General features: G+C 73.5%; 24 protein-coding genes. 10 read left to right on the top strand and 14 right to left on the bottom strand.

Going from position 1 to position 24,656, the window contains the following annotated elements; genetic code table 11:
- Positions 1–35 precede the first annotated feature (35 nt).
- From ACFY5B_RS36435 to ACFY5B_RS36420, 4 genes are read right to left on the bottom strand one after another with little or no spacing between them, the layout of a single operon-like run.
- Complete coding sequence (locus ACFY5B_RS36435; RefSeq protein WP_389978502.1) at positions 36–1,160, bottom strand: XdhC family protein; 1,125 nt, start codon at positions 1,158–1,160, stop codon at positions 36–38.
- The gene (locus ACFY5B_RS36430; RefSeq protein WP_389978499.1) at positions 1,153–3,267 is read right to left on the bottom strand and encodes a xanthine dehydrogenase family protein molybdopterin-binding subunit; all 2,115 of its coding nucleotides are present in this window, start codon (positions 3,265–3,267) and stop codon (positions 1,153–1,155) included. Before ACFY5B_RS36430 ends, ACFY5B_RS36435 begins: the two co-directional genes overlap by 8 nt.
- Positions 3,264–4,256 carry an FAD binding domain-containing protein gene (locus ACFY5B_RS36425; protein WP_389978496.1) on the bottom strand — a complete coding sequence of 331 codons (993 nt, stop codon included), beginning with the start codon at positions 4,254–4,256 and terminating at the stop codon, positions 3,264–3,266. Before ACFY5B_RS36425 ends, ACFY5B_RS36430 begins: the two co-directional genes overlap by 4 nt.
- Complete coding sequence (locus ACFY5B_RS36420) at positions 4,253–4,798, bottom strand: (2Fe-2S)-binding protein (RefSeq protein WP_389978493.1); 546 nt, start codon at positions 4,796–4,798, stop codon at positions 4,253–4,255. Before ACFY5B_RS36420 ends, ACFY5B_RS36425 begins: the two co-directional genes overlap by 4 nt.
- A gap of 242 nt (positions 4,799–5,040) precedes the next feature.
- On the opposite strand from ACFY5B_RS36420, the gene ACFY5B_RS36415 reads away from it, so the two are divergent.
- Positions 5,041–5,619 (top strand): TetR/AcrR family transcriptional regulator, encoded by a 579-nt coding sequence (locus ACFY5B_RS36415; protein ID WP_389978490.1) that lies wholly within the window; start codon positions 5,041–5,043, stop codon positions 5,617–5,619.
- A 105-nt stretch (positions 5,620–5,724) separates the two neighbouring features.
- On the opposite strand, the gene ACFY5B_RS36410 is transcribed toward ACFY5B_RS36415, so the two are convergent.
- Together ACFY5B_RS36410 and ACFY5B_RS36405 are read right to left on the bottom strand one after the other, a co-directional pair.
- Entirely contained in the window at positions 5,725–6,501 is a 777-nt protein-coding gene (locus ACFY5B_RS36410) for a hypothetical protein (protein ID WP_389978487.1), read from the bottom strand.
- Positions 6,498–8,156, bottom strand: coding sequence for a serine/threonine-protein kinase (locus ACFY5B_RS36405; RefSeq protein ID WP_389978484.1), 1,659 nt, complete (start codon positions 8,154–8,156; stop codon positions 6,498–6,500). Before ACFY5B_RS36405 ends, ACFY5B_RS36410 begins: the two co-directional genes overlap by 4 nt.
- 530 nt (positions 8,157–8,686) lie before the next feature.
- Here ACFY5B_RS36405 and ACFY5B_RS36400 point away from each other — a divergent pair.
- On the top strand, positions 8,687–9,877 hold the full coding sequence (locus tag ACFY5B_RS36400; RefSeq protein WP_389978481.1) for a CaiB/BaiF CoA transferase family protein: 1,191 nt from the start codon (positions 8,687–8,689) through the stop codon (positions 9,875–9,877).
- Between the two features lie 22 nt (positions 9,878–9,899).
- Here ACFY5B_RS36400 and ACFY5B_RS36395 read toward each other — a convergent pair whose 3' ends face one another.
- The 3 genes from ACFY5B_RS36395 to ACFY5B_RS36385 all read right to left on the bottom strand — a co-directional run bounded on the left by ACFY5B_RS36395 (position 9,900) and on the right by ACFY5B_RS36385 (position 12,447).
- Positions 9,900–10,877: a TerC family protein gene (locus tag ACFY5B_RS36395; protein ID WP_389978478.1), complete on the bottom strand. Its 978-nt coding sequence runs from the start codon at positions 10,875–10,877 to the stop codon at positions 9,900–9,902.
- Between the two features lie 85 nt (positions 10,878–10,962).
- The gene (locus tag ACFY5B_RS36390; RefSeq protein ID WP_389978476.1) at positions 10,963–11,607 is read right to left on the bottom strand and encodes a phosphoribosyltransferase; all 645 of its coding nucleotides are present in this window, start codon (positions 11,605–11,607) and stop codon (positions 10,963–10,965) included.
- Between the two features lie 180 nt (positions 11,608–11,787).
- Positions 11,788–12,447: a dienelactone hydrolase family protein gene (locus ACFY5B_RS36385; RefSeq protein ID WP_389978474.1), complete on the bottom strand. Its 660-nt coding sequence runs from the start codon at positions 12,445–12,447 to the stop codon at positions 11,788–11,790.
- A gap of 119 nt (positions 12,448–12,566) precedes the next feature.
- On the opposite strand from ACFY5B_RS36385, the gene ACFY5B_RS36380 reads away from it, so the two are divergent.
- Genes ACFY5B_RS36380 through ACFY5B_RS36365 form a run of 4 tightly spaced genes read left to right on the top strand, consistent with a single transcriptional unit; the run spans position 12,567 to position 15,822 of the window.
- Positions 12,567–13,574: a GlxA family transcriptional regulator gene (locus ACFY5B_RS36380; RefSeq protein ID WP_389978472.1), complete on the top strand. Its 1,008-nt coding sequence runs from the start codon at positions 12,567–12,569 to the stop codon at positions 13,572–13,574.
- On the top strand, positions 13,571–14,173 hold the full coding sequence (locus ACFY5B_RS36375) for a DJ-1/PfpI family protein (protein ID WP_389978470.1): 603 nt from the start codon (positions 13,571–13,573) through the stop codon (positions 14,171–14,173). The genes ACFY5B_RS36380 and ACFY5B_RS36375 overlap by 4 nt, the downstream gene beginning before the upstream one ends.
- 56 nt (positions 14,174–14,229) lie before the next feature.
- Positions 14,230–14,685 carry an archease gene (locus ACFY5B_RS36370; protein WP_389978468.1) on the top strand — a complete coding sequence of 152 codons (456 nt, stop codon included), beginning with the start codon at positions 14,230–14,232 and terminating at the stop codon, positions 14,683–14,685.
- 33 nt (positions 14,686–14,718) lie between these two features.
- Positions 14,719–15,822, top strand: coding sequence for a CapA family protein (locus tag ACFY5B_RS36365; protein WP_389978466.1), 1,104 nt, complete (start codon positions 14,719–14,721; stop codon positions 15,820–15,822).
- Positions 15,823–15,834: 12 nt separating this feature from the next.
- Here the strand turns inward: ACFY5B_RS36365 and ACFY5B_RS36360 are convergent, their stop codons facing one another.
- Positions 15,835–16,854: a sigma-70 family RNA polymerase sigma factor gene (locus tag ACFY5B_RS36360; RefSeq protein WP_389978463.1), complete on the bottom strand. Its 1,020-nt coding sequence runs from the start codon at positions 16,852–16,854 to the stop codon at positions 15,835–15,837.
- A gap of 108 nt (positions 16,855–16,962) precedes the next feature.
- On the opposite strand from ACFY5B_RS36360, the gene ACFY5B_RS36355 reads away from it, so the two are divergent.
- Together ACFY5B_RS36355 and ACFY5B_RS36350 are read left to right on the top strand one after the other, a co-directional pair.
- Positions 16,963–17,415, top strand: a complete 453-nt coding sequence (locus ACFY5B_RS36355) for a YbhB/YbcL family Raf kinase inhibitor-like protein (protein WP_389978461.1) — start codon at positions 16,963–16,965, stop codon at positions 17,413–17,415.
- 141 nt (positions 17,416–17,556) lie between these two features.
- The gene (locus tag ACFY5B_RS36350) at positions 17,557–18,816 is read left to right on the top strand and encodes an MFS transporter (protein WP_389978458.1); all 1,260 of its coding nucleotides are present in this window, start codon (positions 17,557–17,559) and stop codon (positions 18,814–18,816) included.
- A gap of 74 nt (positions 18,817–18,890) precedes the next feature.
- Here ACFY5B_RS36350 and ACFY5B_RS36345 read toward each other — a convergent pair whose 3' ends face one another.
- The gene (locus ACFY5B_RS36345) at positions 18,891–19,319 is read right to left on the bottom strand and encodes a VOC family protein (protein WP_389978456.1); all 429 of its coding nucleotides are present in this window, start codon (positions 19,317–19,319) and stop codon (positions 18,891–18,893) included.
- A 317-nt stretch (positions 19,320–19,636) separates the two neighbouring features.
- On the opposite strand from ACFY5B_RS36345, the gene ACFY5B_RS36340 reads away from it, so the two are divergent.
- The gene (locus ACFY5B_RS36340; protein WP_389978453.1) at positions 19,637–20,011 is read left to right on the top strand and encodes a peptidase M23; all 375 of its coding nucleotides are present in this window, start codon (positions 19,637–19,639) and stop codon (positions 20,009–20,011) included.
- Positions 20,012–20,207: 196 nt separating this feature from the next.
- On the opposite strand, the gene ACFY5B_RS36335 is transcribed toward ACFY5B_RS36340, so the two are convergent.
- Complete coding sequence (locus ACFY5B_RS36335; RefSeq protein ID WP_389978450.1) at positions 20,208–20,657, bottom strand: hypothetical protein; 450 nt, start codon at positions 20,655–20,657, stop codon at positions 20,208–20,210.
- A 255-nt stretch (positions 20,658–20,912) separates the two neighbouring features.
- On the opposite strand from ACFY5B_RS36335, the gene ACFY5B_RS36330 reads away from it, so the two are divergent.
- On the top strand, positions 20,913–22,100 hold the full coding sequence (locus ACFY5B_RS36330) for a hypothetical protein (protein ID WP_389978447.1): 1,188 nt from the start codon (positions 20,913–20,915) through the stop codon (positions 22,098–22,100).
- A gap of 170 nt (positions 22,101–22,270) precedes the next feature.
- On the opposite strand, the gene ACFY5B_RS36325 is transcribed toward ACFY5B_RS36330, so the two are convergent.
- Both ACFY5B_RS36325 and ACFY5B_RS36320 read right to left on the bottom strand, forming a co-directional pair.
- Positions 22,271–23,824: a protein kinase gene (locus ACFY5B_RS36325; protein WP_389978444.1), complete on the bottom strand. Its 1,554-nt coding sequence runs from the start codon at positions 23,822–23,824 to the stop codon at positions 22,271–22,273.
- Positions 23,821–24,618: a serine/threonine protein kinase gene (locus tag ACFY5B_RS36320; RefSeq protein ID WP_389978441.1), complete on the bottom strand. Its 798-nt coding sequence runs from the start codon at positions 24,616–24,618 to the stop codon at positions 23,821–23,823. The genes ACFY5B_RS36325 and ACFY5B_RS36320 overlap by 4 nt, the downstream gene beginning before the upstream one ends.
- Positions 24,619–24,656: the final 38 nt, after the last annotated feature.

Here is a 24,656-nt window from a genome sequence, read left to right as displayed (position 1 = left end):
GGCCCCGGCCCCTCCCGCACGCCGGCGGCAGTCGCTCAGGCCGGCTGCGGCTCGCGGTCAGGACGGTGGATCGGCCTGCCCGAGCCGGTGAGCGGCGCCCCCGTGCCGCCGTGCCGTGCCGCGATGATCTCCGCCGCGATCGACACGGCGGTCTCCTCGGGCGTACGGGCCCCCAGGTCCAGGCCGATCGGAGACCTGAGCCGGGCCAGCTCGCGCTCGCTCACGCCCGCGTCCCGCAAACGCCGTTCGCGGTCCTCGTGGGTGCGGCGGGAGCCCATCGCGCCGACGTAGGCGACGGGCAGCCGCAGCGCCTCCGTCAGGAGGGGGATGTCGAACTTCGCGTCGTGGGTCAGCACGCACAGCACCGTGCGTCCGTCGGTCTCCGCGCGCCGGAGGTAGCGATCGGGCCAGTCGACGACGAGCTCGTCGGCCTCGGGGAAGCGGGCCCGGGTCGCGAAGACGGGGCGGGCGTCGCACACGGTGACGTGGTAGCCGAGGAACTTCCCCGCCCGTACGAGGGCCGCCGCGAAGTCGATCGCGCCGAAGACGATCATGCGGGGTGCTGGAGCGGCCGACTCGACGAGCAGCGTGAGACCGCCGGGGCAGTGTGCCCCCTCCTCGGAGAGTTCCACCGTGCCGGTGCGCCCGGTGGCGAGCAGGGCGCGGGCCCGGTCGAGCGCGGCGCGGTCCAAGTCCGAGGCCCCGCCGAGACCGCCGTCGTACGAGCCGTCAGGGCGGACCAGGAGCGCCCGGCCGAGGAGGCCGGACGGGCCGCGGGCCACCCGGGCCAGGGCGACGGGTTCCTCCCGGGCGGCGGCTGTCAGGGCGGCCGTCTCGGCCGGACGGCCGCCCCGGAACGGGGTGATCATGACGTCGATCGTCCCGCCGCAGGTAAGGCCCACCGCGAACGCGTCCTCGTCGCTGTAGCCGAACCGCTCCACCACGGTCTCGCCGTCCCGGAGGGCCTGGAGGCACAGGTCGTACACCGCTCCTTCCACGCAGCCCCCGGAGACCGAGCCGACGGCCGTGCCGTCGGCGCACACGGCGAGCGCGGCGCCGGGAGGGCGCGGGGCGCTGCCGCCGACGGCGACCACCGTGGCGACGGCGAAGTCCCGGCCCTCCTCGATCCACTCGTGGAGAGGTCCTGCGAGATCAAGCATCGCCGCCCGCCAGCAGCACGCGGTCGGGGCGGATCGGCAGGTTCCGGTGGCGTACGCCGGTCGCGTGCCAGACCGCGTTGGCGACCGCCGCGGCAGCGCCCACGATGCCGACCTCACCGATGCCCTTGATGCCGACCGGATCGTCCGGGTCGGGGTCGTCGACCCAGTCGGCCTCGATGTGCGGGATGTCGGCGTGGGCGGCGACGTGGTAGCCGGCGAGATCGGCGCCGTAGAGGCCACCGCTCGCCCGGTCCCGGACGGCTTCCTCGTGCAGGGCCATGGAGATGCCCCAGATCATGCCGCCGACGAACTGGTTGCGGGCGGTGAGCGGGTTGACGATCCGGCCGGCCGCGAAGATGCCCAGCATGCGGCGCACGCGGACCTCTCCGGTGGCGGGGTCGACGGCGACCTCGGCGAACTGCGCGCCGAAGGCGTGCCGCTCCTTCTGGGCGAGGGCGCCGAGGGCTTCGGCCGTGTCCGACCGTACGGTGACGCCCTCCGGCGGGATGTCCGCGCCCGGCGCGAGGCTCCGGCGCAGTTCCCGGGCGGCGGCCGTGACGGCCCAGCCCCAGGAGCGGGTGCCGGCCGAGCCTCCGGCGATCGCCGCGGCGCCGAGGTCGCTGTCCCCGATCCGCACCCGGACGCGGTCCGCGGGCACCTCCAGTACGTCGGCGGCGACCAGGGCGAGCGCGGTGCGGGCGCCGGTGCCGATGTCCGCGGCGTTGATCCGCACGGTGAAGGTGCCGTCCGCCTCCGCGGTCAGGGCCGCCGTGGACGGCATGGCCAGCGTGGGGAAGGAGGCGGCGGCGGTTCCCGTGCCGAGCAGCCAGCGGCCCTCCCTGCGCACGCCGGGCCGCGGATCCCGGCCGTCCCAGCCGAACCTGCGGGCGCCTTCCCGGAAGCAGGGGATGAGGTTGCGGCTGCCGAACGGCAGCCCGGACACCGGGCCCGCCTCGGGCTCGTTGCGGACCCGCAGCTCGATCGGGTCGACGCCGCACCGCTCGGCGAGCTCGTCGAGCGCCGACTCCAGCGCGAACGAGCCCGGCGCCTCGCCCGGGGCCCGCATCCAGGTCGGGGTGGGGACGTCGAGTTTCACGAGCCGGCTGGCCGTGTGGTGGGCGTCGGCGGCGTACATCGACCGGCTCGACGCCGCGCTCGGCTCGACGAAGTCGTGGAAGGTCGAGGTCTGGTTCAGCGACCGGTGCTCCAGCGCGAGCAGCCGTCCGTCCGCGTCGGCGCCGAGCCTGACCCGCTGGGCGGTGGGGCTGCGGTGACCGGCGAGGGAGAACATCTGCCGGCGGGTCATGACGACCCGGACCGGGCGCTGCAGCACGGTCGCCGCCATCACCGCGGCCACCTGGTGCACGCGAACACCCTTGCTGCCGAACCCGCCGCCCACGTGCTCGGACCGGACCCGCACCGAAGCCGGGTCGAGGGAGAACAGGCTCGCGAGCTCGCCGGCGACCCAGGCGGTTCCCTGGTTGGAGTCGACGACCTCCAGTCGGCCGCCCTCCCACCGGGCCGCCGCCGCGTGCGGCTCCATCGGATTGTGGTGCTCCTCCGGGGTGGTGTACTCGGCGTCCACCACCACGGCGGACGCCGCGAGTCCGGCGTCCAGGTCGCCCTTCTCCACCACGGCCGGCATGTGCCCGTCGAGCGCGTACGACTCGGCCTCGCGTCCGGCGGAGAACGCGACGTCGTGCGGCTCTTGGTCGTAGTGCACCACGAGGGCCTCGGCAGCCTCCCTGGCCTGCTCGGAGGTCTCGGCGACGACCAGGGCGACCGGCCAGCCCATGTGGGGCACGCGGTCGTGCTGGAAGAGGCCGACGGTGGGGTCCGGCGGGGTGCCCATCATGCCGGTGTAGTCGGTGTCGACACGCGGGGCGTTGTGGTGGTGGAGCACGGTGAGCACCCCGGGCATGGCGAGCACGGCCTCGGCGTCCAGGGCTCGGACGCGGCCGCGGGCGACGGTGGAGAGCACCAGCCAGCCGTGGGCGAGCTCTGCGAAGGGGATCTCGCCGGCGTAGCGGGCCGCTCCGGTGACCTTGTCGCGGCCTTCCACGCGCGGGTGCGCGGTGCCGACGGCCCCCCTGGTGGCGGTGGTCATCGGGCGGCCTCCTCGGCGAGTTCGCTCAGCACGGCCACGACGAGGTTGCGCATCAGGGTCACCTTGTATCCGTTGTGGGTCAGGGGCCTGGCCGCCGCCAGTTCGGCATCCGCGGCTGCGGCGAAGTGCTCCGCGTCGGCCGGGCCGCCGGCCAGGACGCGTTCGGCGGCTCGGGCGCGCCAGGGGCGGGAGGCGACCGCGCCGAAGGCCAGGCGCACGTCGTGGACGAGGCCGTCCCGGACGTCGAGCGCGGCGGCGACGGAGCCGATGGCGAAGGCGTACGAGGCCCGCTCGCGCACCTTGCGGTAGCGGGAGTTGGCGGCTGTGTCGTCGGCCGGGAGGGTGACGCCGGTGATGAGCGCGCCCGGCGGCAGGGCGGTCTCCAGATGCGGGGTCTCCCCCACCGGCAGGTATAAGTCGGTGAGCGGCAGCTCTCCCGCCCCGTCGGCCGTCTCGTACGACACCCTCGCGTCGAAGGCGGCAAGTGCCACGCCCATGTCGGAGGGGTGGGTGGCCACGCAGTGGTCCGAGGCGCCCAGGACGGCGTGGTTGTGGTGCTCTCCGGTGATGGCGGGGCAGCCGCTGCCGGGATCGCGCTTGTTGCAGGGGGAGGTGATGTCGGTGAAGTAGCCGCAGCGGGTGCGCTGGAGGAGGTTGCCGCCGACGGTGGCCATGTTGCGCAGCTGTCCGGAGGCTCCGGACAGCACGGCCTGTGCGAGTGCCGGATAGCGGCGCCGGACCTCGGGGTGGGCGGCCAGGTCGCTGTTGGTGACGGTGGCCCCGATGCGCAGCCCGCCGTCCTCGGCCGGCTCGACGCGGTTCAGGGGCAGTTCGCGTACGTCGACGAGCCGGGCGGGCCGTTCGACGCCGGTCTTCATCAGGTCGACGAGATTCGTGCCGCCGCCCAGGAAGCGGGCTTCCCCGTCGCCGTCGAGCAGTGCGACGGCGCCGGCGACATCGTACGCCCGCTGGTAGCCGAACTCCCTCATGCCGCAGCTCCCTTGGTCTCCTCGGCGGCCCGGGCCACGGCCTGGACGATCGACACGTACGCGCCGCAGCGGCACAGGTTGCCGCTCATGCGTTCACGGATCTCCTCCGGGGTCAGCGGCGGTGGTCCCGCCTCGGGCCGGACGTCGCCCGTGACCGCGCTCGGCCAGCCGGCCGCGTGCTCCTCGATCACGGCGATGGCCGAACAGATCTGACCTGGTGTGCAGTAGCCGCACTGGAAGCCGTCCAGGTCGAGGAACGCCTGCTGTACGGGGTGCAGTCGCTTGCCCTCGGCCACGCCTTCGATGGTCGTGACCTCGCGTCCCTCGGCGGCCACGGCGAGCTGGAGGCAGGCCAGGCTGCGGCGGCCGTCGAGCAGGACCGTGCAGGCACCGCACTGGCCCTGGTCGCAGCCCTTCTTGGTGCCCGTCATGTCGAGTCGTTCACGCAGGGCGTCGAGCAGGGTGGTGCGGTGGTCGACGGTCAGCGTGTACTTCTCGCCGTTGACGGACAGGGTGAGGTCGCTGGACGTCGATGGGGGCATGGGTGCCTTCTCTCTCACATCGCCAGGTCAGGCGGCGGGGTCGCTGCGGGTGATGGTGCAGGTCCGCGACCGGGCGGGATGCGGGGCGTGCCCGCGCGCGGCGCGTCCGGCACGGGCTGTCCGCACAGGGGGCCCGCCGATACGATGGAACAAGCGGACAGTTGTCCGCTACTCGGGAAACGTAACGGACAGCTGTCCGCTTAGCAAGGTCCGGTTTCGGCCGCGGCCCGCGAGGAGTACGAGTGCGGCAGAAGAAGGACGCCCCTCTGCGCTCGGACGCGCAGCGCAACCGCGAGCGCATCCTGGAGGTGGCGCTGGAGGAACTGACACGTTCGGCGGACGTCCCGCTGAGCGCGATCGCCAAGAAGGCGGGTGTCGGACAGGGCACCTTCTACCGCCACTTCCCCACCCGCGAGGCGCTCGTGCTGGAGATCTACCGGCACGAGATGCACCAGGTCGCCGACACCGCGGCACCACTGCTGGAGAGCCGGGAGCCCGACCGGGCGCTGCGCGAGTGGATGGACCGGCTGGCGCGGTTCGCCCTGGCCAAGGCGGGCCTGGCCGACGCGATCCGCCAGGCCACCAGCGCACCGGGGCAGCCGGCGAAGCCCGGGCACGCCCCGGTCACCGAGGCGGCCGAACTGCTGCTCAGGGCCGCGGAGGAAGCCGGCACCATCCGCCCGGGGATCACCGCGGACGACCTCTTCCTCCTCATCGGCGGGCTCTGGACGCTGCCCCCCGGCACCGACTGGCAGCCCCGCGCCACCCGCCTGCTGGATTTCGTCATGGACGGGCTGCGCGTGGGGGCACCCGGGAGGTGAGGCGCGAGGCCTCGGGCGGGCGGCCTTCGAGAGACGCACCCCCGGCCCCGGGGCGGACCCAGGACATGAGGAGCTCGGATCGCCCGTCCCGGAATGCGTCCCCGGTCAGGGGCAGTCGTACGTGAAGCCGGTGGTGACCGTGCGCGGGGTCCCGGAGAGGATGCGCAATTCGGCCCGGGCCGTGCGGTGTCCCGTGCCCTGGAAGGTCCAGCGCAGGTGAAGGCGTGCCTGCCGCTGTCCCGGGCCCAGCACTTCCTTCAGCACGCCCGAGGCGGTGCCGTCGCTGCGGATCCAGCGGTACGACAGTGTGCCGGGGCGGCCGTTGGTGGCGACCAGGGCGACGAGGTCCGCGGTGCCGCCGCAGCCCAGGGACGTCGGCCGGGCCGTGACCGTCACCCCGCTCACCGCCAGGGGCGGCCCGAGGCGCTGCCAGGCGAGGAACGCGAGGACGCAGAGCACGACCAGCGCGGGCAGGGCGTGCCTGCGCAGCCGTCGCTCCCGGGGCGCCGGAGGCGGCGGGACGGCGGGGAGTGTCCGGTGGCTGCGGTGGTGAACGGCGGCGCTCACACCCGGGCCGAAGCGCAGCACGGTTCCTTCGACCCGGTCGGGGGGCGTCGGCCGGGCAGGCGCCTTCTCCGTCGCCGCCTGCTCCGCGAGGGTCTCGTCATCTCCGGGCCGCTGGATCCAGTGGCTGGCGAGGGCGGTGGCGCTGTACTCCGCGTCGACTCCGAGCGTCCGGGTCCGGTCGGCGGGACGCCCCGGCGCCTCGGGCCGTTCGCCGGCGCGGCCGAGCACCGCGGTCGGCTCGCCGGCGGAACTCAGCACCTCTGTCCGTTCGCCGTCGGGCTGCGCGGGGCTGTGGTCGTCGTCGTGTGCGGTCATCGCAGGTCGCACCGCCTGGTCAGGAGTTGCTGCGAGGCGCCGCCGTCGGCGGCGGCCGGGGTGGTGGTGGCCTGCACCGTCCAGTAGCAGCCGAGGGTCTGGAAGGTGTGGTCGACGCTGAGCGTGTACTGGGTGGCGCCGCTGCGCTCGAAGGTCTGGGCCGCGCCGTCCGCCGTGCCCGGCTGTCCCGCGGTGTCGCCCGTGAACCAGGAGACCGTGATGGAGACGGGGCCGGGGCCGTCCGTGGTGATGCCGAGGGTCGCCGTGGCGGTCGTGGGGCCGGTCTGCCGGAAGGCCGTCACGATGACGTCCTCGACGGCGGGACCGGCGGGCGGGGCCGGGGCCGTGGTCGTCGGCGTCGTCGCGGTGGGGGGTGCGGTGGTCGTCGCGGCGGGAGCGGTTGTCCCCCCGCCGCCGGGCGGGACTGCCGAGGTCGTGGGCGCCCCGGTGCCGGTGGTCGCCGGGTCCGAGGCCGACAAGGCGGGGGACGGCGACTGGGTGGCCGAGGCCGTCGGTGTGGCGGACGGGGCGGAGGCGGTCGGGGCGGCGGACGCCGCCGGGCCCGCACCGGACTCCGCGCTGGTGGTGGCCAGGACCTGCGCCGCCCGCTGCGCCGCGGTCCCCGGGTCGTGAGGCAGCCCGTACGTCAGGAGGGCACCGAGCAGTACGGCGGCGGCGGAGACGAGCACTCCGGGGCGGCCGGGCAGCCACGGGTGGGCCCGGCCGGGGCGCGGCTCCCGGCCCAGCACCGTGCGAGCGGTGTCCGTGGTGCTCCGCGGGGCCGTGCGGGCCGAGGGAAGGAGCAGCGGCAGCAGGGCCACCAGCGCGGCGAGCCTTCCCCGGCCGCGTTCCTCCCAGTCGGCGCCGTAGGCGGCGCCGGCGACCGACTCCAGTGCGGTGACGAACGCCTCGGCCTGTGCGGGGCGTTCCGCCGGGTCCTTGGCCAGACCGCGCCGTACCAGTTCCCGCACCGCGTCGGGGACCTCCTCGGCGGGGACCGGCGCGTCGAGGTGCCGCAGCGCGAGCTCGGCGAGGTTGTCGCCGTCGTACGGCTTGTGCCCGGTCAGGCACTCGAAGAAGGTGGCCGTGGCCGCGTAGACGTCGGAGGCGGGCGAGGCGGGTGCGCCCGTCCACTGCTCGGGGGCCATGTAGGAGGGGGTTCCGGCCACTCCGGCGCTGGTGCCCGCGTCCACGGCGATGCCGAAGTCGACGAGCTTGGAGGACCCGTCCGGCACGACCAGGACGTTCTCCGGCTTGTAGTCGCGGTGGACGACACCGAGGTGATGCGCGTCGGCCAGACCGAGCAGCGACCCCTTGAGGACGACGAGCGCGGCCTCCGGAGCGAGCGGGCCCTCCCGCCTGAGCAGAGTGCGCAACGGGACGCCGTCCACCAGTTCCATGACGATGGCGGCACCGTCCGGGCTCTCCACATACTCGTAGAGCCCGGCCACATGAGGGCTCTCCAGCCCCCCGAGCAACCGTGCCTCCGCCCGGAAGTCGCGCACGAACCCGGGCCGGGTGCGCAGCGACTCGCTGAGGTACTTCACGGCGACCGGCACACCGGTCTCCTCGTGCACGGCGAGGACGACCCGGCCGCTTGCCCCTGCCCCGAGTTCGAGCGACTCGGTGTATCCGGGAACCGCCCATGCGTTCATTTCCAGCCCCCCAAGGCGGCCGCTCCCCAGCGGCCGGCCACGCTCGGAGACACATTTTTCGGCCACTTCGGTTGCGTGGCCAGAAGGATGCGTGAGGCGTGCTCGGACCGTGACAGAGACGCGGTCGAGCCGCCGACGACAGCGGACCGGTGACGCCCGTGCAGGCGCGGGGCACGTTCGCTGCCGGGCCGGGCACACCGAGCAGGAGCAGCGTCACCGGAACGGGCCACCGGTGCGGTACGGCTCGTCCTCCCTCGCCGGGCGTCTCGGTGTCGGGCCCGCCGTGCCCGTGCTGGAGCTGCCCAGGTCCTGGGCCGGGACCCGTGCCCCCTGCGGTTCACCGCCGAGGACACCCCGCAGGACCCGGGGCCCTCGGTCGCGCGCGGAGGAAAAGCCGCACGTCAGCGGCACTGTCATCCTCCGAAACCGTCCGTCGGCGTGATCCGGATCGCGTCGGCGGCCCGCCCTCACGCTCTTCGCCTGCGGCAGACTGTCCGAGCGCCCTCCGTACACGATCGGGAGCTTGAGGCATGAGCGTGCAGCGGTACCCCCTGGCCGGGGTCACGGTGGTCAGTCTGGAGCAGGCCGTGGCCGCGCCCTACGCCACCCGGCAGCTCGCCGACCTCGGGGCCCGGGTGATCAAGGTGGAGCGGCCGGGCGGCGGCGACTTCGCCCGCCGGTACGACACGACCGTGCACGGGCACTCCAGCTATTTCGTCTGGCTCAACCGCTCCAAGGAGTCCCTCACCCTCGATCTGAAGGACCCGCGCGGTCACGAGATCCTGCACGACCTCCTCGACGGCGCCGACGTCTTCGTACAGAACCTCGCCCCGGGCGCCGCCGCCCGGCTCGGTCTGGACGCCGCCACCGTCACCGACCGCCGGCCCGGCCTGATCCCGTGCACGATCTCCGGCTACGGCACGACCGGCCCCTGGTCCGACCGCAAGGCCTATGACCTGCTCGTGCAGTGCCAGACCGGGCTGGTGTCACTGACCGGGACCCCCGAGGGCACCGCCCGGGCCGGGATCTCCGTCGCCGACATCGCCGCCGGGATGTACGCCTACAGCGGCGTCCTCACGGCCCTGTACACCCGCGCCACCACCGGCGAGGCCCACCCCGTGGAGGTGTCGCTGTTCGAGGCGCTCGCGGAGTGGATGGGCCAGCCCGCCTACTACACCCGGTACGGCGGCACCCAGCCCCCGCGCCTGGGCACCCAGCACGCGACCATCGCGCCGTACGGGACGTACACCGCCGCCGACGGCAAGGACGTGCTGTTCTCCATTCAGAACGAGCGGGAATGGGTGGCGCTGTGCGCCGAGTTCCTCGGCCGTCCGGAGCTGGCCGACGATCCGCGGTTCGCCACCGGCTCCGACCGTGTCGCCCACCGCGAGGAGCTCAACACCATCGTCGCCGAGCGTTGCGCCCGCTCCGGGTCCGACGAGGTCCTCAAGGATCTGGAGCGCAGCGGCATCGCCTGCGCCGGAGTCAACGACGTGGCCGCCTTCCTGGACCACCCCGTGCTGGCCGCCCGGGGCCGCTGGAGCGAGGTCGACGTGCCGGGCGCCACCGTCGAGGCGCTGCTCCCGCCCGCCGAACTCGCCGGTCTGCCCGCGCGCATGGACCCGGTGCCGGCGGTGGGCGAACACACCGAGGCGATCCTCGCCGAACTGGGCCGCACCGGCGAGGAGGTGGCGGCCCTGCGTGCGGACGGGGTCGTCTGACGGCAGCCCCTCCCCCGGCCGCCTATCGGGACTCCGCGGCAGGCTCTCCCGCCGCCTCGGCCTGCTGCTTCGACGCGCGCAGGCTCGTGAACGTCGTGACCGCCAGGACCAGCACGATGAAGCCCAGTGAGAACGGGATGCCGATCTCGGGGACGTGGACGCCGGACTCGTGCAGGGCGTGCAGCACCAGCTTCACGCCGATGAAGCCGAGGATGATCGACAGGCCGTAGGAGAGGTGGACCAGCCTCTTCAGCAGGCCGCCGATGAGGAAGTACAGCTGGCGCAGGCCCATCAGGGCGAAGGCGTTCGCGGTGAACACGATGTACGGGTCCTGCGTCAGGCCGTAGATGGCCGGGATGGAGTCCAGGGCGAACAGTACGTCCGTGGAGCCGATCGCGAGCATCACGACCAGCATCGGGGTCATGATCCGCCTGCCGTTCTCGGTGATGAACAGCTTCGTGCCGTGATAGCGGTCGGCCACGCCGAAGCGCTGCTCCGCCATCTTCAGCAGCTTGTTCTCCTGGTACTCCTCGTCGTGGTCCTGCGTGCGGGCGTCCTGGACCAGCTTCCAGGCGGTCCAGATCAGGAACGCGCCGAAGAGGTAGAAGACCCAGGAGAAGGCGGAGATGATCGCGGCACCTGCGGCGATGAACACCGCCCGCAGGACGAGGGCCACCAGGACGCCGATCATCAGCACCCGCTGCTGGTACTGCGAGGGCACCGCGAACTTCCCCATGATCAGGACGAACACGAAGAGGTTGTCGACGCTGAGTGACTTCTCGGTGATGTACCCGGCGAAGAACTCGCCCGTGGGCCCGCTCCCACCGGCGAACCACAGCCCCGCGCCGAACAGCACGGCCAGGACGACCCACACCACCGTCCACGTCCCGGCTTCCTTGAGGGACACGTCGTGCGGTTTGCGGCCGACGAAGAAATCGACGGCGACGAGCACGCACAGGGCGGCCACGGTCAGCAGCCACACGGACGGCGAGACGTTCACTTGTTACTCCTGATGCAGGTGTGGGGAGGGGACATCCTTGTCCGGTGTGGCTGGTTTCCGCCACCCCTGCCAGGTGAACAACGGGTCAAAGCTGCACGTGCAGCGCTTCCATCACGTCCTCGTCCGTCAGCTGGTCGAAGTTCTCGTACCACAGGCCCACGGCCATGAACGCGGCCGGGCGGTGCAGGCAGATCACCTCGTCGGCCTCGGCGCGCATCGACTCGGCGCCCTCCGGGGAGCAGACGGGCGCGGCCAGCACCACCCGTGCGGGCGCCTGCCGGCGTACGAAGCGCAGCGCGGCACGGGCGGTGGAACCGGTCGCCAGGCCGTCGTCGACGACGATCACGGTCCGTCCGCGCAGGTCCGGGGCCGGTCGGCCCTGCCGGTACAGCCGTTCGCGGCGCCGCAGTTCGGCGCGCTCCCGCTCGATGACGGGCGCGAGGGCTGCCTCGCCGATCCCGAGGTGGCGCAGGGCTTCCGTGTCGAGGAGCGGCACCTCGTCCCCGGCCATCGCCCCGACGCCCAGCTCCTCCTGATGGGGCGCCCCGATCTTCCGGACGACGAGCACGTCGAGCGGGGCGTCCAGCGCGGCGGCGACCTCGCGCGCCACGGCGACCCCGCCCCTGGGCAGGGCGAGGACGAGGGGGTCGGGCAGGTCTCCCGCGCGCTGCCGGGTGCGCAGTGTTTCGGCCAGTTCCCGGCCGGCCTGCCGGCGATCACGGAACCGCATGACGGTCACCTCCGTTTCCCGCACCGAAGAGGCCCCCGGCCGGTCAGGCCGATGGTCCCGCTCGCGCCCAGCCGGCCCGGCGTTCGCCTTCGGACGGTCCGGCTCGCGCCCCCGGCACCCCGTCCGGCTCCCGCGTACCCCTGCGCCCGCCGGACGATGCGCGCCGTGCTGACCCGGCGGTCATCGGCCTGTGGCCGTTCTCAGTTGCTCGTCGCACCACCGCCGGGCGGCGTCGGTGACCTGGGCGAGTGCGCCGGGTTCCTCGAACAGGTGGGTGGCGCCGGGCACGACGTGGAGGGTGTGCGGGGCGGGCAGCCGCCGGGCCGCCTCCTCGTTGAGCCGCAGCACGTGGGGGTCCCGGCCGCCCACGATGAGCAGCACCGGGGCGCGAACGGCGTCCAGGGCATCGCCCGCCAGGTCGGGCCGTCCGCCGCGCGAGACGACCGCCCGTACCCGGTCAGGGCGTTGGGCGGCGGCGACCAGGGCCGCGCCCGCGCCGGTGCTGGCGCCGAACAGGACGACGGACAGGCCCGCGGTGCCGGGATCCTGCGCCAGCCAGTCGAGGGCGGCCACCAGCCGGCGGCCCAGCAGAGGAATGTCGAAACGGAGTTCGGCCGTGACGGCGTCCTGGCGTTCCTCGTCCTCGGTGAGCAGGTCGATGAGCAGGGTGCCGAGCCCGGCGGAGCGCAGGCCGGCGGCGACCTGGCGGTTGCGGGGGCTGTGCCGGGAGCTGCCGCTCCCGTGGGCGAAGAGCACGACCGCGCGGGCGTCCGGTGGCACGGTCAGATCACCGGTGAGGCCCGCGCCGCCGACGGGCAGGGTGACCGTCCGGGAGATCATCGTCAGCCTCCTCTCCCTCTGCTCCCCGTGGTACCCAGGACCGGCCGGACGTCCCATGGCGCGATCTGTGGGATGCGTGTCGTTGACGCCGTACCCGCGTGCCGTGGAGCGTGAGGGGCGTGACCGATCGCCGCATCGTCTTCGTCGTCTTCGACGGCTTCCAGCCGCTCGACCTCACCGGGCCGCACGAGGTGTTCCACAGTGCGGGCGGGTACGCCTGCGAGGTCGTGGGGGCCAGGGCGGGGCCGGTCCGGTCGGTCAGCGGGCTGGTCATGGAGGCCGCGCACGGCGTGGACGGCCTCGACCCGGCCGGCACGGACACCCTGGTGGTCGTCGGCGGCCAGGGCGTCGACCGGGCCCGGCAGGACGCAGACCTGGTCGCCTGGGTCGCCGCGGCGGCGGCCGGTGCCCGGCGGGTGGCCTCGGTGTGCAGCGGTGTCTTTCTGCTGGCGGCGGCGGGGCTGCTGGACGGGCGGCGGGTCACCACGCACTGGGCCCGAGCGGAGCAGCTGACCCGGGAGCATCCCGAGGCGCGGGTGGACTGCGACCCCATCTTCGTCCGGGACGGGCGGGTGTGGACCTCGGCCGGGGTGACGGCGGGGATGGATCTGGCGCTCGCCCTGGTGGAGGACGACCTCGGCCGGGACGCAGCGCACGAGGTGGCCCGTCGGCTGGTGCTGTTCCTGCGCCGCCCGGGCGGCCAGTCGCAGTTCAGCGTGGCGCTGTGGTCGCGGCAGCCGGCGACGGACCCGGTGCGGGCCGCCGTCACCGCGATCCACTCCGACCCCGGTGCCCGGCACGACATCGCCGGCCTCGCCGCGCACGCCGGGCTGAGCCCGCGCCACCTGCAGCGCCGCTTCACCGCCGAACTGGGCGTGCCCCCGGCGGCGTACGTCGAGCGGGTGCGCGTCGAGGCGGCCCAGCGGGCGCTCACGGACGGGGACGAACCGGTCGACGCCATCGCCCGCCGCTGCGGCTTCGTCACCGCCGAGACGCTGCGCCGCACGTTCCACCGCCGGCTCGGTGTCGCGCCGTCGGACTACCGCGCCCGGTTCCGCTCCACCACAGGGCCCTCGGGGTCTTCGGGGCCCGGGTCCGATCCCACAGAGGAAGGACGTACCGCATGACCACCTACGGCCTGCTGGTCTTCGAGGATGCCGAGGAGCTCGACTTCGTGGGGCCCTGGGAGGTCTTCACCGTCTCGGCCCGGCTCCGGGACGGCGCCGACACGGCCGTGCTCGTCTCCGAGCATCCCGGGCCCGTGCGCTGCAACAAGGGCCTGCGTGTCCTGCCCGACCACACCTTTGACGACCATCCGCCGCTGGACGTGCTGCACGTGCCGGGCGGGCTGGGCGCACGAGAGACGCAGCTGCACAACCCGGTGGTCACCGACTGGATCGCGAAGACGGCGGAGCGGGCCGCGTGGGTGCACGGCGTGTGCACCGGCACGTTCCTGCTGCACGCGGCCGGACCCGCCCGGGGGCGCCGGGTGGCCACGCACTGGAGCCGGGAGGACACCTTGGAGGCGCGGGGGGATGTGACCGTGGTCCGGGACGCCCGCTACGTGGTCGACGGCGACCTGGTCACCAGCCAGGGTGTCTCGGCCGGTATCGACAGTGCGTTGTGGCTGGTCGGGCGGTTGCACGGCCGGGAGCACGCGCGGGCCGTGCGGCGCTACATCCAGTACGACCCGGCGCCGCCGTACCTCGCGGACGAGCCCGTCTGATCCACCCGTGCGGCGCGGGCCCGCATGGGTCGGCGAGCCTCGGGCAGTCGATGTTCATGGGCGGTGACACGGGCGACGGCGGGCAAGGGCGGCAGCCGGGCGAGTGCGGGCACCGGGCGGTGCCGCATCCCGGCGACATCCGGATCGAGGCGTGGGCGGCGTGCAGAGAGCACTGTCTGGCGGAGGCCGTCCTGGCGATGGTGGAGTGCTTCGCCGACGTCTCCCGGGTGCGGCCCACCGCCGTGGACCGGGTCCGTCTGCCCGAGGCCAGCGACGACGACCTGCTCGCCGCGCTGCTGGACGAGGTCATCTTCCGCCTGGAGGCGTACGGCCAGGTACCCGTGGACGTGGAGGCCGACGAGGCCGACGGCGGCCTGGACGTACGGCTGGCGGTCACCACCCTCTCCGCCGTGGAGATCACGGGCGCGGTCCCCACGGCGGTGGCCTGGGACACGCTGCGGATGGGGCCGGACCCGTACGGGTGGTCATGTGCGGTGAGGGTCGACGCCTGACCCCCGCAGCCGGGGTGCGCCTACCGTGGAGGGGTGGGCGGCGCACATGTGACGCTGTTCCTCTGCGGTGACGTGATGCTCGGGCGCGGCGTCGACCAGATCCTGGCGCACCCCGGCGACCCGGCACTGCGGGAGGCGTACGTCGAGGACGCCCGGTCCTACGTCCGGCTGGCGGAGTCGGCGCACGGCCCGGTGCCCGTGCCGGTGGGCGCGTCATGGCCGTGGGGTGCGGCGCTGCGGGTGCTGGACGAGGCGGCTCCGGACGTCCGGATCGTGAATCTGGAGACCTCGGTGACGCGCGCCGGTACGTTCGCGCCCGGCAAGGAGATCCACTACCGGATGCACCCGGCGAACCTGCCGGCCCTGGCGGTGGTCCGGCCGGACGTGACCGTCCTCGCCAACAACCACGTCCTGGACTTCGGCCGAAGGGGACTGCTGGAGACCCTGGAAGCCCTGGCCCGGGCGGGCCTGCGGGCGGCGGGCGCGGGACGCGACGCCGACGAGGCGTACGCCCCCGCCGTCGTACCGCTGGCCGGCGGCCGCCGTCTGAGGGTGTTCGCCCTCGGGGCGCACTCCAGCGGCATCCCGTCCGGCTGGGCGGCGACGTCGGACCGGCCGGGCGTCGCGTATCTGCCCGATCTCTCGCCGTCCGCGGCCCAGGCCGTGGTGCGGCGGCTGGGCCGGTCCGGTGACCTCACCGTGGTGTCCGTGCACTGGGGTTCCAACTGGGGGTATCGCGTGCCCCGGGAGCAGGTGCGCTTCGCGCACGCGCTGATCGACGGTGGAGCCGACGTCGTCCACGGGCACTCCTCGCACCATCCCCGCCCGCTGGAGGTGTACCGGGACCGGCTGATCCTCTACGGCTGCGGCGACTTCGTCGACGACTACGAGGGCATCTCCGGCCACGAGCAGTACCGCGACGACCTGCGCCTGGCCTTCCTCGTGTCGGTCGAGGCGGACACCGGGCGGCTGACGGGGCTGCGCATGGTGCCGCTCCGGGTGCGGCGGATGCGGCTGGAGCCCGCCTCCGGGGAGGACGGTGCCTGGCTGCGCGCGACGCTGGACCGGATCAGCATGGGGGTGGCGGTGCGGCAGGCGGCCGACGGTTCGCTGGTCCTCGCTGCACCGGCCGCGTGAGGTGGCGCGCGGTCAGCCCGCCCACGCCACCAGCCGTTCGCGGCTCTCCGGCTCCCGCAGCCGGGCGAGCGACTCCTTCTCGAGCTGGCGCACCCGCTCCCGGGTCAGACCGACCCGTCCGGCCACCTCGTTCAGCGTGCGGGTGTGCCCGTCGTGCAGCCCGTAGCGCAGGCTGAGGATCATGGCCTCGCGGGGCGCGAGCGTGCCGACGGCCTCACGCAGCTCCTCGGCGAGCGCCCGGAACTCGGCCACCTCCGGGGCCTGGAGCACCTCGGTGTCGGCGATGAGGTCGCCGACGACGGTCTCGCCCTTCTCGTCGACCGGGGTGTCCAGACTGACCGCGTCCCGTCCGACATGCCGCAGCCAGGCGATCCGGTCCTCGGCGAGGCCGCTCTCCCGGGCCACCTCCTCGATGCTCGGTTCACGCTCCAGATCGAGCCGCAGCCGCCGCTCGACCTTGGCGATCTTCTGCAGCTGCTCCACGACGTGCATCGGCAGCCGGACGGAGCGCGCGTGCGCGGCCAGGCCCCGTTCGATCGCCTGGCGGATCCACCAGGTGGCATAGGTCGAGAACTTGAAGCCCTTGGTGTGGTCGAACTTCTCCACGGCCCGGATCAACCCCAGGTTGCCCTCCTGGATGACGTCCAGCAGGGGCAGGCCGCGATGGGCGTGCCGTTTGGCCATCGACACCACGAGCCGGAGGTTGGCCCGGACCATGTGGTCCTTGGCAGCCTGCCCGGCGCGGACGGCCTCCTCCAGTTCCCGGCGCCGCTTCGCCGTGAGGTCGTGCTCGCCGGCGTCGGCCCGGTCGAGTTCCTCCAGCGCCTGTACGCCGGTCTCCAGCCGCCGGGCCAGGCGTACCTCGTCCTCCGCCGTGAGCAGCGCCGTCGCCGAGATCTGCGCGAGGTACTGGCCGAGGAGGTCCGGCTCCTCGTCCGGCTCTGGGATGCGGCTGCGCAGCCGGGCGGTGCGGGCGGGGGCGCGCCGGTCCTCCCGGGTGTCCGCCGCGGGGTCTTCTGCCAGGGGAGACATCGTCGGGTTCCTCCCTCTCCCGTCTCGTTCCGGCTCGCTCTGGCGGGTACCCGGGGGAATCGGGACCGAACCGTGTGCCCCGGAGCCCTCGGGGGTACCCCGGGGCCCATGACCGGCATCGAACTCAGCAGCAACGCGTTCAACGACCATTCGTTCATCGCGCGCCGGTACGCGTACGAGGGACCTAACGTCTCTCCGCCGCTGACCTGGAGCGGCGTACCGGACGACGCGGCGGAACTGGTCCTGCTGTGCGAGGACCCCGACGCCCCGTCGGGCACCTTCGCGCACTGGGTCGTGGTCGGCATCGACCCGCACAGCGACGGCGTCGAGGCCGGGCAGATCCCACCGGGCGGTACGGAACTCGTCAACGGCTACGGCCAGCACGGCTGGGGCGGCCCGCATCCCCCGCCGGGTGACGACGCCCATCACTACTTCTTCCGGCTCTACGCGCTGTCCGAGCCGTGTGTCCTGCCCGATGCGCCGCGCGCGGACCAGGTGCACGAGGAGGTCGAGAAGCGCCGCCTCGCGGACGGGACGCTGGTGGGGCTGTACCAGCGCTGAGCCTTCCACCCCATCGCGCCGCGTCACAACGGTCGGTTGTGGCGGGGGTGCCGGGCGGTTGTTTGCCCGGCACCCCCGTTCTCGCTTGGATGACTGCCGGACAGCGCCGGGTTATCCAGGGGAGCGGGGAGTGCGCCGGGTATGGCGGGCAGAGGGTCGCTGGGGCGGCGCTTCGGGTGGTTGTGGGGCGCGTACGCGGTCAGTACGGCCGGCACGTGGCTCGCGTTCGACGCGTTCGCCCTGATCGCGGTGCTGGCGCTGGACGCCGGTCCGGCGCAGGTGTCGTTGCTTGCCGCGGTGGGACCGGCGGTCGGCGCGGCGGTGTCGGTGCCCCTCGGGCCGTGGATGGAGATCCGCCGCAAACGGCCGGTGATGATGACCGCGGACCTGGTCCGGTGCGCGGTACTGCTGAGCATCCCCGTGGCGTTCACGCTCGGGAAGCTCACCTTCGGCCAGTTGCTGCTGGTGTCGGTGGCCGTCGCGGCGGCCGACATCACCTTCAACGCGGCGGCCGGGGCGTTCCTGAAGGACCTGCTGCCGCGGCAGGACCTGCTCGTGGCGAACGGGCGGTTCGAGGCGACGACCTGGACCGCGAGCATGGTCGGCCCGCCGCTGGGCGGGGCCGCGATCAGCCTGTTCGGTCCGGTCACGACGGTGGTGGCCGACGCGGTGAGCTATCTGCTCTCGGCGCTCGGCCTCCGGGCGATCGGCGACGCCGAGCAGCGCCCCGTGCGACCGCACCCCGCGGTGACCCGGCCGGGTGACCTGCTGGAGGGCTGGCGCCACATCCTGGCCGATCCGGCACTGCGCCCGCTCTTGTTCAACTCGCTCCTGGTGAACGCCCTGATCATGGCGGCATCTCCGCCGCTGCTGATCCTGATGGTGGACGACCTGCACTTCGCGCCCTGGCAGTACGCCCTCGCCTTCGCGGTGCCCTGCACCGGCGGCCTGCTCGGCTCCCGCCTGGCCCCGCGCCTCGTCGCGCGACACGGCCGGTACCGGGTCCTGCTCACCGCCGGGGCGCTGCGGGCCTGCTGGTCGATCGGCCTGGCCTTCACCGGCCCCGGCCTGCCCGGTCTGATGCTGGTCATGCTGGTCGAGTTCGGCCTGATCACCTGCTGTGGCGTGTTCAACCCGGTCCTCGCCACCCACCGTCTCGACCGCACCCCCACCGGCCGGGTCACCCGCACCCTGGCCGCCTGGTCGGCCACCGGCAAGGCTGTCACCGCTGCGACCACCGCCCTGTGGGGTGTACTGGCAGCCTGGACCGGTCCCCGGGCGGCCATCGCACTGGCCGGTGCCCTGCTCCTGCTCACGCCGCTGCTGCTGCCCCGCCGGGATCACCCGCCGGGGGCCGAACCCGAACGGGCGGCCGTCGCAGTGGAGTCGGGCGGCGGCTGACCGTCCCGCCCGCTCACCGGGTGGGTCCGGGACGGACGCCGCAGCGCCCCCGCCCCGGACCGACCGGGTCCGGCTCAGACCGCCCCGGGCACGTCCTCCGTGACACCGTTCAGCTCGGAGGACGGGTCCGTGCCGTAGGGGCGGGTGAGGATCTCCAGGCCGTGGCCCGCCGGGTCGAGGAAGTAGACACCCCGGCCGCCGTCGTTGCGGTTGATGCGGCGGGGGTGGTTGCCGTGCGGGTCGGCCTGGATGGGGATGCGGGCCTGTACCAGGCGGGCCAGGGCCTGGTCGAACTCGTCCTCGGAGACGAGGAACGCGTAGTGCTGCATGGGAATGTCGGCGTCGATGGTGAGGAAGTCCAGCGTGACTCCGTTGGCGGTGGTCACCGGCAGGAAGACCCCGGTCGGTGCCCCGACCTCGAGTCCCAGGATCTCGGCGAGGAAACGAGCGGACCTCTCCCGGTCCCGGGACAGGACGATGGTGTGATTGAACTCGACTGACACGGTTGAATGCCTCCACGGGCATCTCCGCGGCGCCTCCATGCCTCACCCGGACGGTGACCGGCACGCGATGCCGCGCGGTGGATCGTAGACAGCGGCGGCCGGGCACGTCGAGCTGTTTTCGGCCGTGTTCGGGTCCGCCGGCAGAGTGCTCCGTCCCTGCCGCCCCAGGCGGTCCTGACAATTGTCAGGACCGCGTCGGCACGCAGCTCCCTACAGTTCTGAACGTCGGCAGGCCGCCCGTCCCGGCGGCCGTCCGAGCCGGACCAGGACCACGTCCGGCACCTCTTTCTCGCCTTCGTCCTTCGGGGGACAGACACATGAAGCGACTGATCAGCCGTACCGCCATGGGCCTCGCCGTGACCGCGCTCGCCGTCGGCGGTCTTTCCACCACCGCCCAGGCGGCCCCGGCCACCGCCGACGGCGGCGACCCGACGCTCACCGACGTCTACATCTGGGCCACCGACGTCAACCTGCGCCAGCAGCCGACCACCGACTCCCCGCGGCTGGCGGTCCGTTCGCAGTGGTGGGCGGACGCCCTGTGCCAGAAGCAGGGCCAGACCGTGCACGACCCGGCGGTCGGCACCAACAACTGGTGGACCGCCGTCATGGAGTTCTCGGGCAGCGACATCGCCTGGGTGAACAACCTGTACATCCGGGGCGGCGAGAAGATCGCCGGGGTCCCGGACTGCTGAGCATCTCCCCTCCACACGCCTGCGGCGGACCACCGTGTGACCGGTGGTCCGCCGCAGGCGTCTACGGGGTCAGCAGCAGCCCATCGGGCCCATGACCGACTCCTCGTCGTGCTGCGGGGTGTGGCGCGTGCGGGTGGTGCGCGGAAAGGGGGCAGGCCGGATTACCGGCCCGCCCCCGTGCGGCGTGCGGTGCGGCTCAGTACCAGCCGGTGTTCACCAGGTCGTGGCCGTCGCAGCTGAGCAGGGCGCGCGAGACGCGGCCGTTGAGGTTGTTGCCCATCTGCGTGTAGGCGTAGTTGATGCCGGCGTCGACGGTCTCGGAGACCCAGCCGTCGTTGCGGCCCGTGCCGTTGTCGGAGCGCTGCAGCACGGCCGCGCAGCCGGGCCGGGAGTTCTCGATCCGGGCGAAGGAGCCGCACTTGTCGGAGTAGAAGTACTTCAGGGCCATGCCCTCGGCGTACTTGGTGGCTCCGATCTGCCGGAAGGTACCCGAGCAGAACGTGGTGGTGGGGTACTGCCCCTCCTGCCCGTAGATGCCGTAGTTGCCGCCCGAGTACGGCTGGGCCTGGGCAGTGGTCGGAAGGAGCGCCATCACCGCGGCGGCGCCCCCCGCGGCCAGCAGTGTCGTGAGTGATCGGCGGCTCATGAGCCCTCTTTCGTGTGTCGGCGGGTGAATCGGTCGTACGCGGCGACCGGCCCCCGGCCGTCGCTCGCTGGTCGTGACCGTACGGGGCATCACCGCACCACCGGCACCTGACATTTATCAGGGTCGGCGCCTCAGGTCTCCGCGCTCCGCCGGAGCCCTGACATTCGTCAGGACCGCCCGCCCCGCCCCCGCTCCTATCGTGGCTCCGCGGGCCAAGGCCCCGTCGGACCACCGGGCGATCCAGGAAGGGCAACCATGCGCATGCTCCTGCGCGGCGCCGCCGCACTCGCGGCCGTCGTCACGGTCGCGTCACTCACGAGCGGTGCGTCGGCACAGCCCCGGACGGGCAGGGCGGTGGAGGGCGCCGGGACCGCCCGGACCGCGGCAGCCGCCCAGATCCCGCCCGGCGTCACCGCCGGTGTGGCCGTTTTCGACCGCCGAACCGGCACGTTCACCGAACAGGTCGACGTCAGCAAGCAGTTCCGGTCCGCCTCGGTCGTCAAGCTCCTGCTGGTGCTGGACTTCCTGTGGGACCGCGGGCCCGACTACACCATCCCGCCGGCCGACCGCGCCCGGCTGGAGCCGATGCTGCGTGGCAGTGACGACGACGCCGCGGATCACTACTGGTCGACGTACGGCGGATCGGCGATCATCGACCGGATGACCGCCGAGCCCGCACTCGGTCTGCGCGACACCGCGCCACCGCCTCCCGGGTACGAGGGCTTCTGGGGCTACACCGCCATCTCCGCCCGGGACACGGTGGCGATCTACCGGTACATCCTGGAGAAGGCCCCCGCGCCCGTCCGGGACTTCATCATGGACAACCTGCGCCGCTCCACTCGCTGCTCCGCCACGGACCACTTCGACCAGCACTTCGGCATCGCAGGGGCGTTCGACAAACCGTGGGCGGTGAAGCAGGGCTGGTCCGGGAAGTACGCGAAGGGCACCTGCGGCGCCCAGACGACGTCCTCGGGAACGCGGGCGTCGTCGGCCGTCCCCTCTCCTCGCGCCGCCGCGGCCGTCGACCTCACCCGACCCGCACTGCACACCACCGGCACGGTGGGCGCGGACGACCGCACGATCGTGGCCGTGCTGACACTGCACCAGGTCGGCACGTCGTACGGCAAGGCGTACACCGACATCGGCCGGCTGACCCGGTCGCTGAACGTGCCGGGCGGGGCACGGCCCGCCGGGACCTGGTTCGGCACATGGGGCGAGTTCGTGAACGTCCGTAGGGGGCCGGCCACGGGCGGTGACCGGATGACGCAACTCCCCGCCGGGGTGGAGGTGCTGGTGGGCTGTCAGATCCGGGGCGAGGTGGTCGATGTGCCGCCCTACACCAACGAGTGGTGGGCCTATCTGCCGCAGTACGGCGGCTACATCTCCAACATCTACATCAGCTCGCCGGACAACCGGCTGCCGAACGTCCCGGAGTGCGGCTGACCGCGGCCGTGACGGGATCGGGGGACGAGCGGTGGGCGGGGCTGCGGCCCTGCCCACCGCTCGCGTGCGTACACCCCCGCCCACCGCTCGCGCGCGTACGGCCCTCCCCGCTCGCCATCGTCTGCCCCACCTCGCTCGCCTTCGCTCGCCTTCGCTCGCCTTCGCTCGGCTCAGCGCTCGTACTCGGCGAGGTAGCGCATCACCTTGTCCACGTGCGGCCGTACCCGCTCCGGTACGCCGCGCTCCTCGATGACCGTGCGGTCACTGGTGCGGTAGCCGGCCGCGACGAGCGCGGGAAGGTCCTTCTTCGGCAGGCCGGCCTGCTTGAAGCGCTGGTCGAGCCAGCACACGTACAGGCTCATGGTGGAGATCGCGTCCGGCGGTGACATGTGGTCCTTGTCGCCGTCGCCGTCCCCGTCCACCGCCCAGGCGCGGAACACCGACGGCGTCCACATGGCGATGCCGTACTCCTCGCTCTGCGGGCGGGAGGCCTTCGGGTCGAAGTTGCTCTCCGCCTTGATCAGGGCGGCGAGCAGGGCGGGCGTGATCTCCTCGTCGGTGCAGCGGTGGGCCGCGCTGGCGATGACGGGGCGCAGCGCCTCGGGCACGTCGGAATCCTCGGGTATCTCACCGGCCGGCGGGCTGGGCGTGCCGGAGACGGCGGGGGTGGCGCGGTCGCGGTCGTCGTCCTGGGTGCCGCGCCCTCCCCCGAGCAGGGCCGCCCCGGCGACCGCGGCGGCGGTCAGGACGACGAGCCCGGCCGCAACCGCCGGTGCGATGCTTCTTCGGCGGCGGTGCGGGCCGCCGGTGACGGCCTCGATCCGGGCGGCGACAGCGGCGGCCGTGTGCGGGAGGCGGGAGGCGTGGTCCGGGGCGAGGCAGTCGGCGATGAGCCGGCGCGTCTCCTCGTCGAGACCGGCGTCGAGCCGCAGGGGTGCGGTGCCGCGTGCGTAGGACTGGGCCGCGAGTGAACGGGCGCGGGCCGTGGCGCCCGGGAAGGGGTGGAGTCCGCCGGTGCGGACCTGGTGGGCGAGGACGCCGAAGGCCCAGATGTCGGCGGTGGGCCGGACGACGGCGCCCTGGGTGCCGGTGCGCTGCGACCACCACTCGGGCGGCAGGTGGTCGAGGGTGCCGAGCGGCGGCAAGTGGGCGTGGGTGCCGTCGAGTTCGACGGCCAGGCCGAAGTCCGCCAGCCACACCTGACCGTCCGGGCCCAGCAGGACGTTGGCGGGTTTGAGGTCGCCGTGCACCCAGCCCGCGTCGTGCATGTGGGCGAGTCCCGCGGCCACTCCGCGCAGAACGCGATCGGCGTCCGCGATCGGCCCGCCGGTCTCCGCGGCGTCCAGTACGTCCTGCAGGCTGGCCTCGGCCCGGTCCATGACCAGCGCGATCGCGCCGTCCAGGGCGGGCAGTTCGGGTGCGTCGACGGTGCACACGGCGTGGGTGCGGACGAGGTGGGGGTGGTCGGCCTCGGCGCTGAAACGGACCTCGCGCGCGACGAGTTCGCCGAGCGCAGCGCGCTGCCCGGGGCCCAGGGCACCGGTCGGGAGCACCTTCACCGCGACGAGCGTGCCGTCGGCGACCGTACGGGCCTCGTACACGGTTCCCCAGCCGCCGGAGCCGATGACCGCGCCCAACTCCCAGCCGTCGATGCGGAAGCCCTCCGGTAGGCCGGTCGGGCGGGGCGTCTCCAGCTCGTCGTCCCGTTCCTCCGGCGTGGTCATGCGTCTGCCTCCTGTGGGTCGGTGAGGCGGGCTGCGCCGCGGGGCGGCAGCAGGCGGAGGTGCTCCTCGCGGACCAGGCCGAAACGCAGCGCGACGGAGGCGAGCCGGGTGCGCTTGGCGCCGGTGCGGCCGCCGTCGGCCGCGGCCGTGGCCTCTTCGCCGAGGTCCAGGCGCAGTTTGGCGAAGGCTAGGTAGTCGATGTGGTAGTTGACGGCTGAGCGCGTCAGGTCCCGGCAGGACTCCAGTGGCCGCAGCCGCTCCACGATCTGACCCACGCCGGGCAGCGCCGAGTCGGAGGGGTCGCGCAGCCGGGGCTCGCACAGGGCCACCAGGACGAGGAAGTACTTCGACGTCGGGTCCAGGGCGAAGGGGTGGACGGTCTGTTCGCCGCCGCCCGGCACGGACTGCTCGCCGAGGTAGGCGTGCTGGGGTGCGAACACCTTGAACGTGGCGGTGCCGGACAGGGCGGGCAGCACCACGCGGGAGGACTCGAAGGGCACGGGCGCCCCGAGCCGCCCGGGCGCGACGGTGAGGTATTCGCCGGCCCCCTCCAGGTTCTCCACCACGTACGACACGCTGCGACTGAAGTTGGACAGCCGCCAGTAGTCCCCCGCGGCTTCCAGCTGACCGGCCCGGCGGGAGATCCCGGGGTCGGCCAGGACGATGCGGACCCCCGCCCCGCCGCGTCCGAAGTCGGCGATGTCCCCCGGCCCCAGGTGGATCAGTTCGGGACTGCCCGTCTCGTCCCCGCCCCACTGGGCGGTACCGGGCAACTGCACGATGATCGTTTCCACGCGGACTCCCCCGCTGATGTCGCCCCCGATTTGGTCGC

Origin of the sequence: Streptomyces sp. NPDC013187 (genome assembly GCF_042899705.1) — a bacterium.
Lineage (GTDB): Bacteria > Actinomycetota > Actinomycetes > Streptomycetales > Streptomycetaceae > Streptomyces > Streptomyces hawaiiensis_A.
This window is presented reverse-complemented; position numbering and strand designations above follow the sequence as displayed.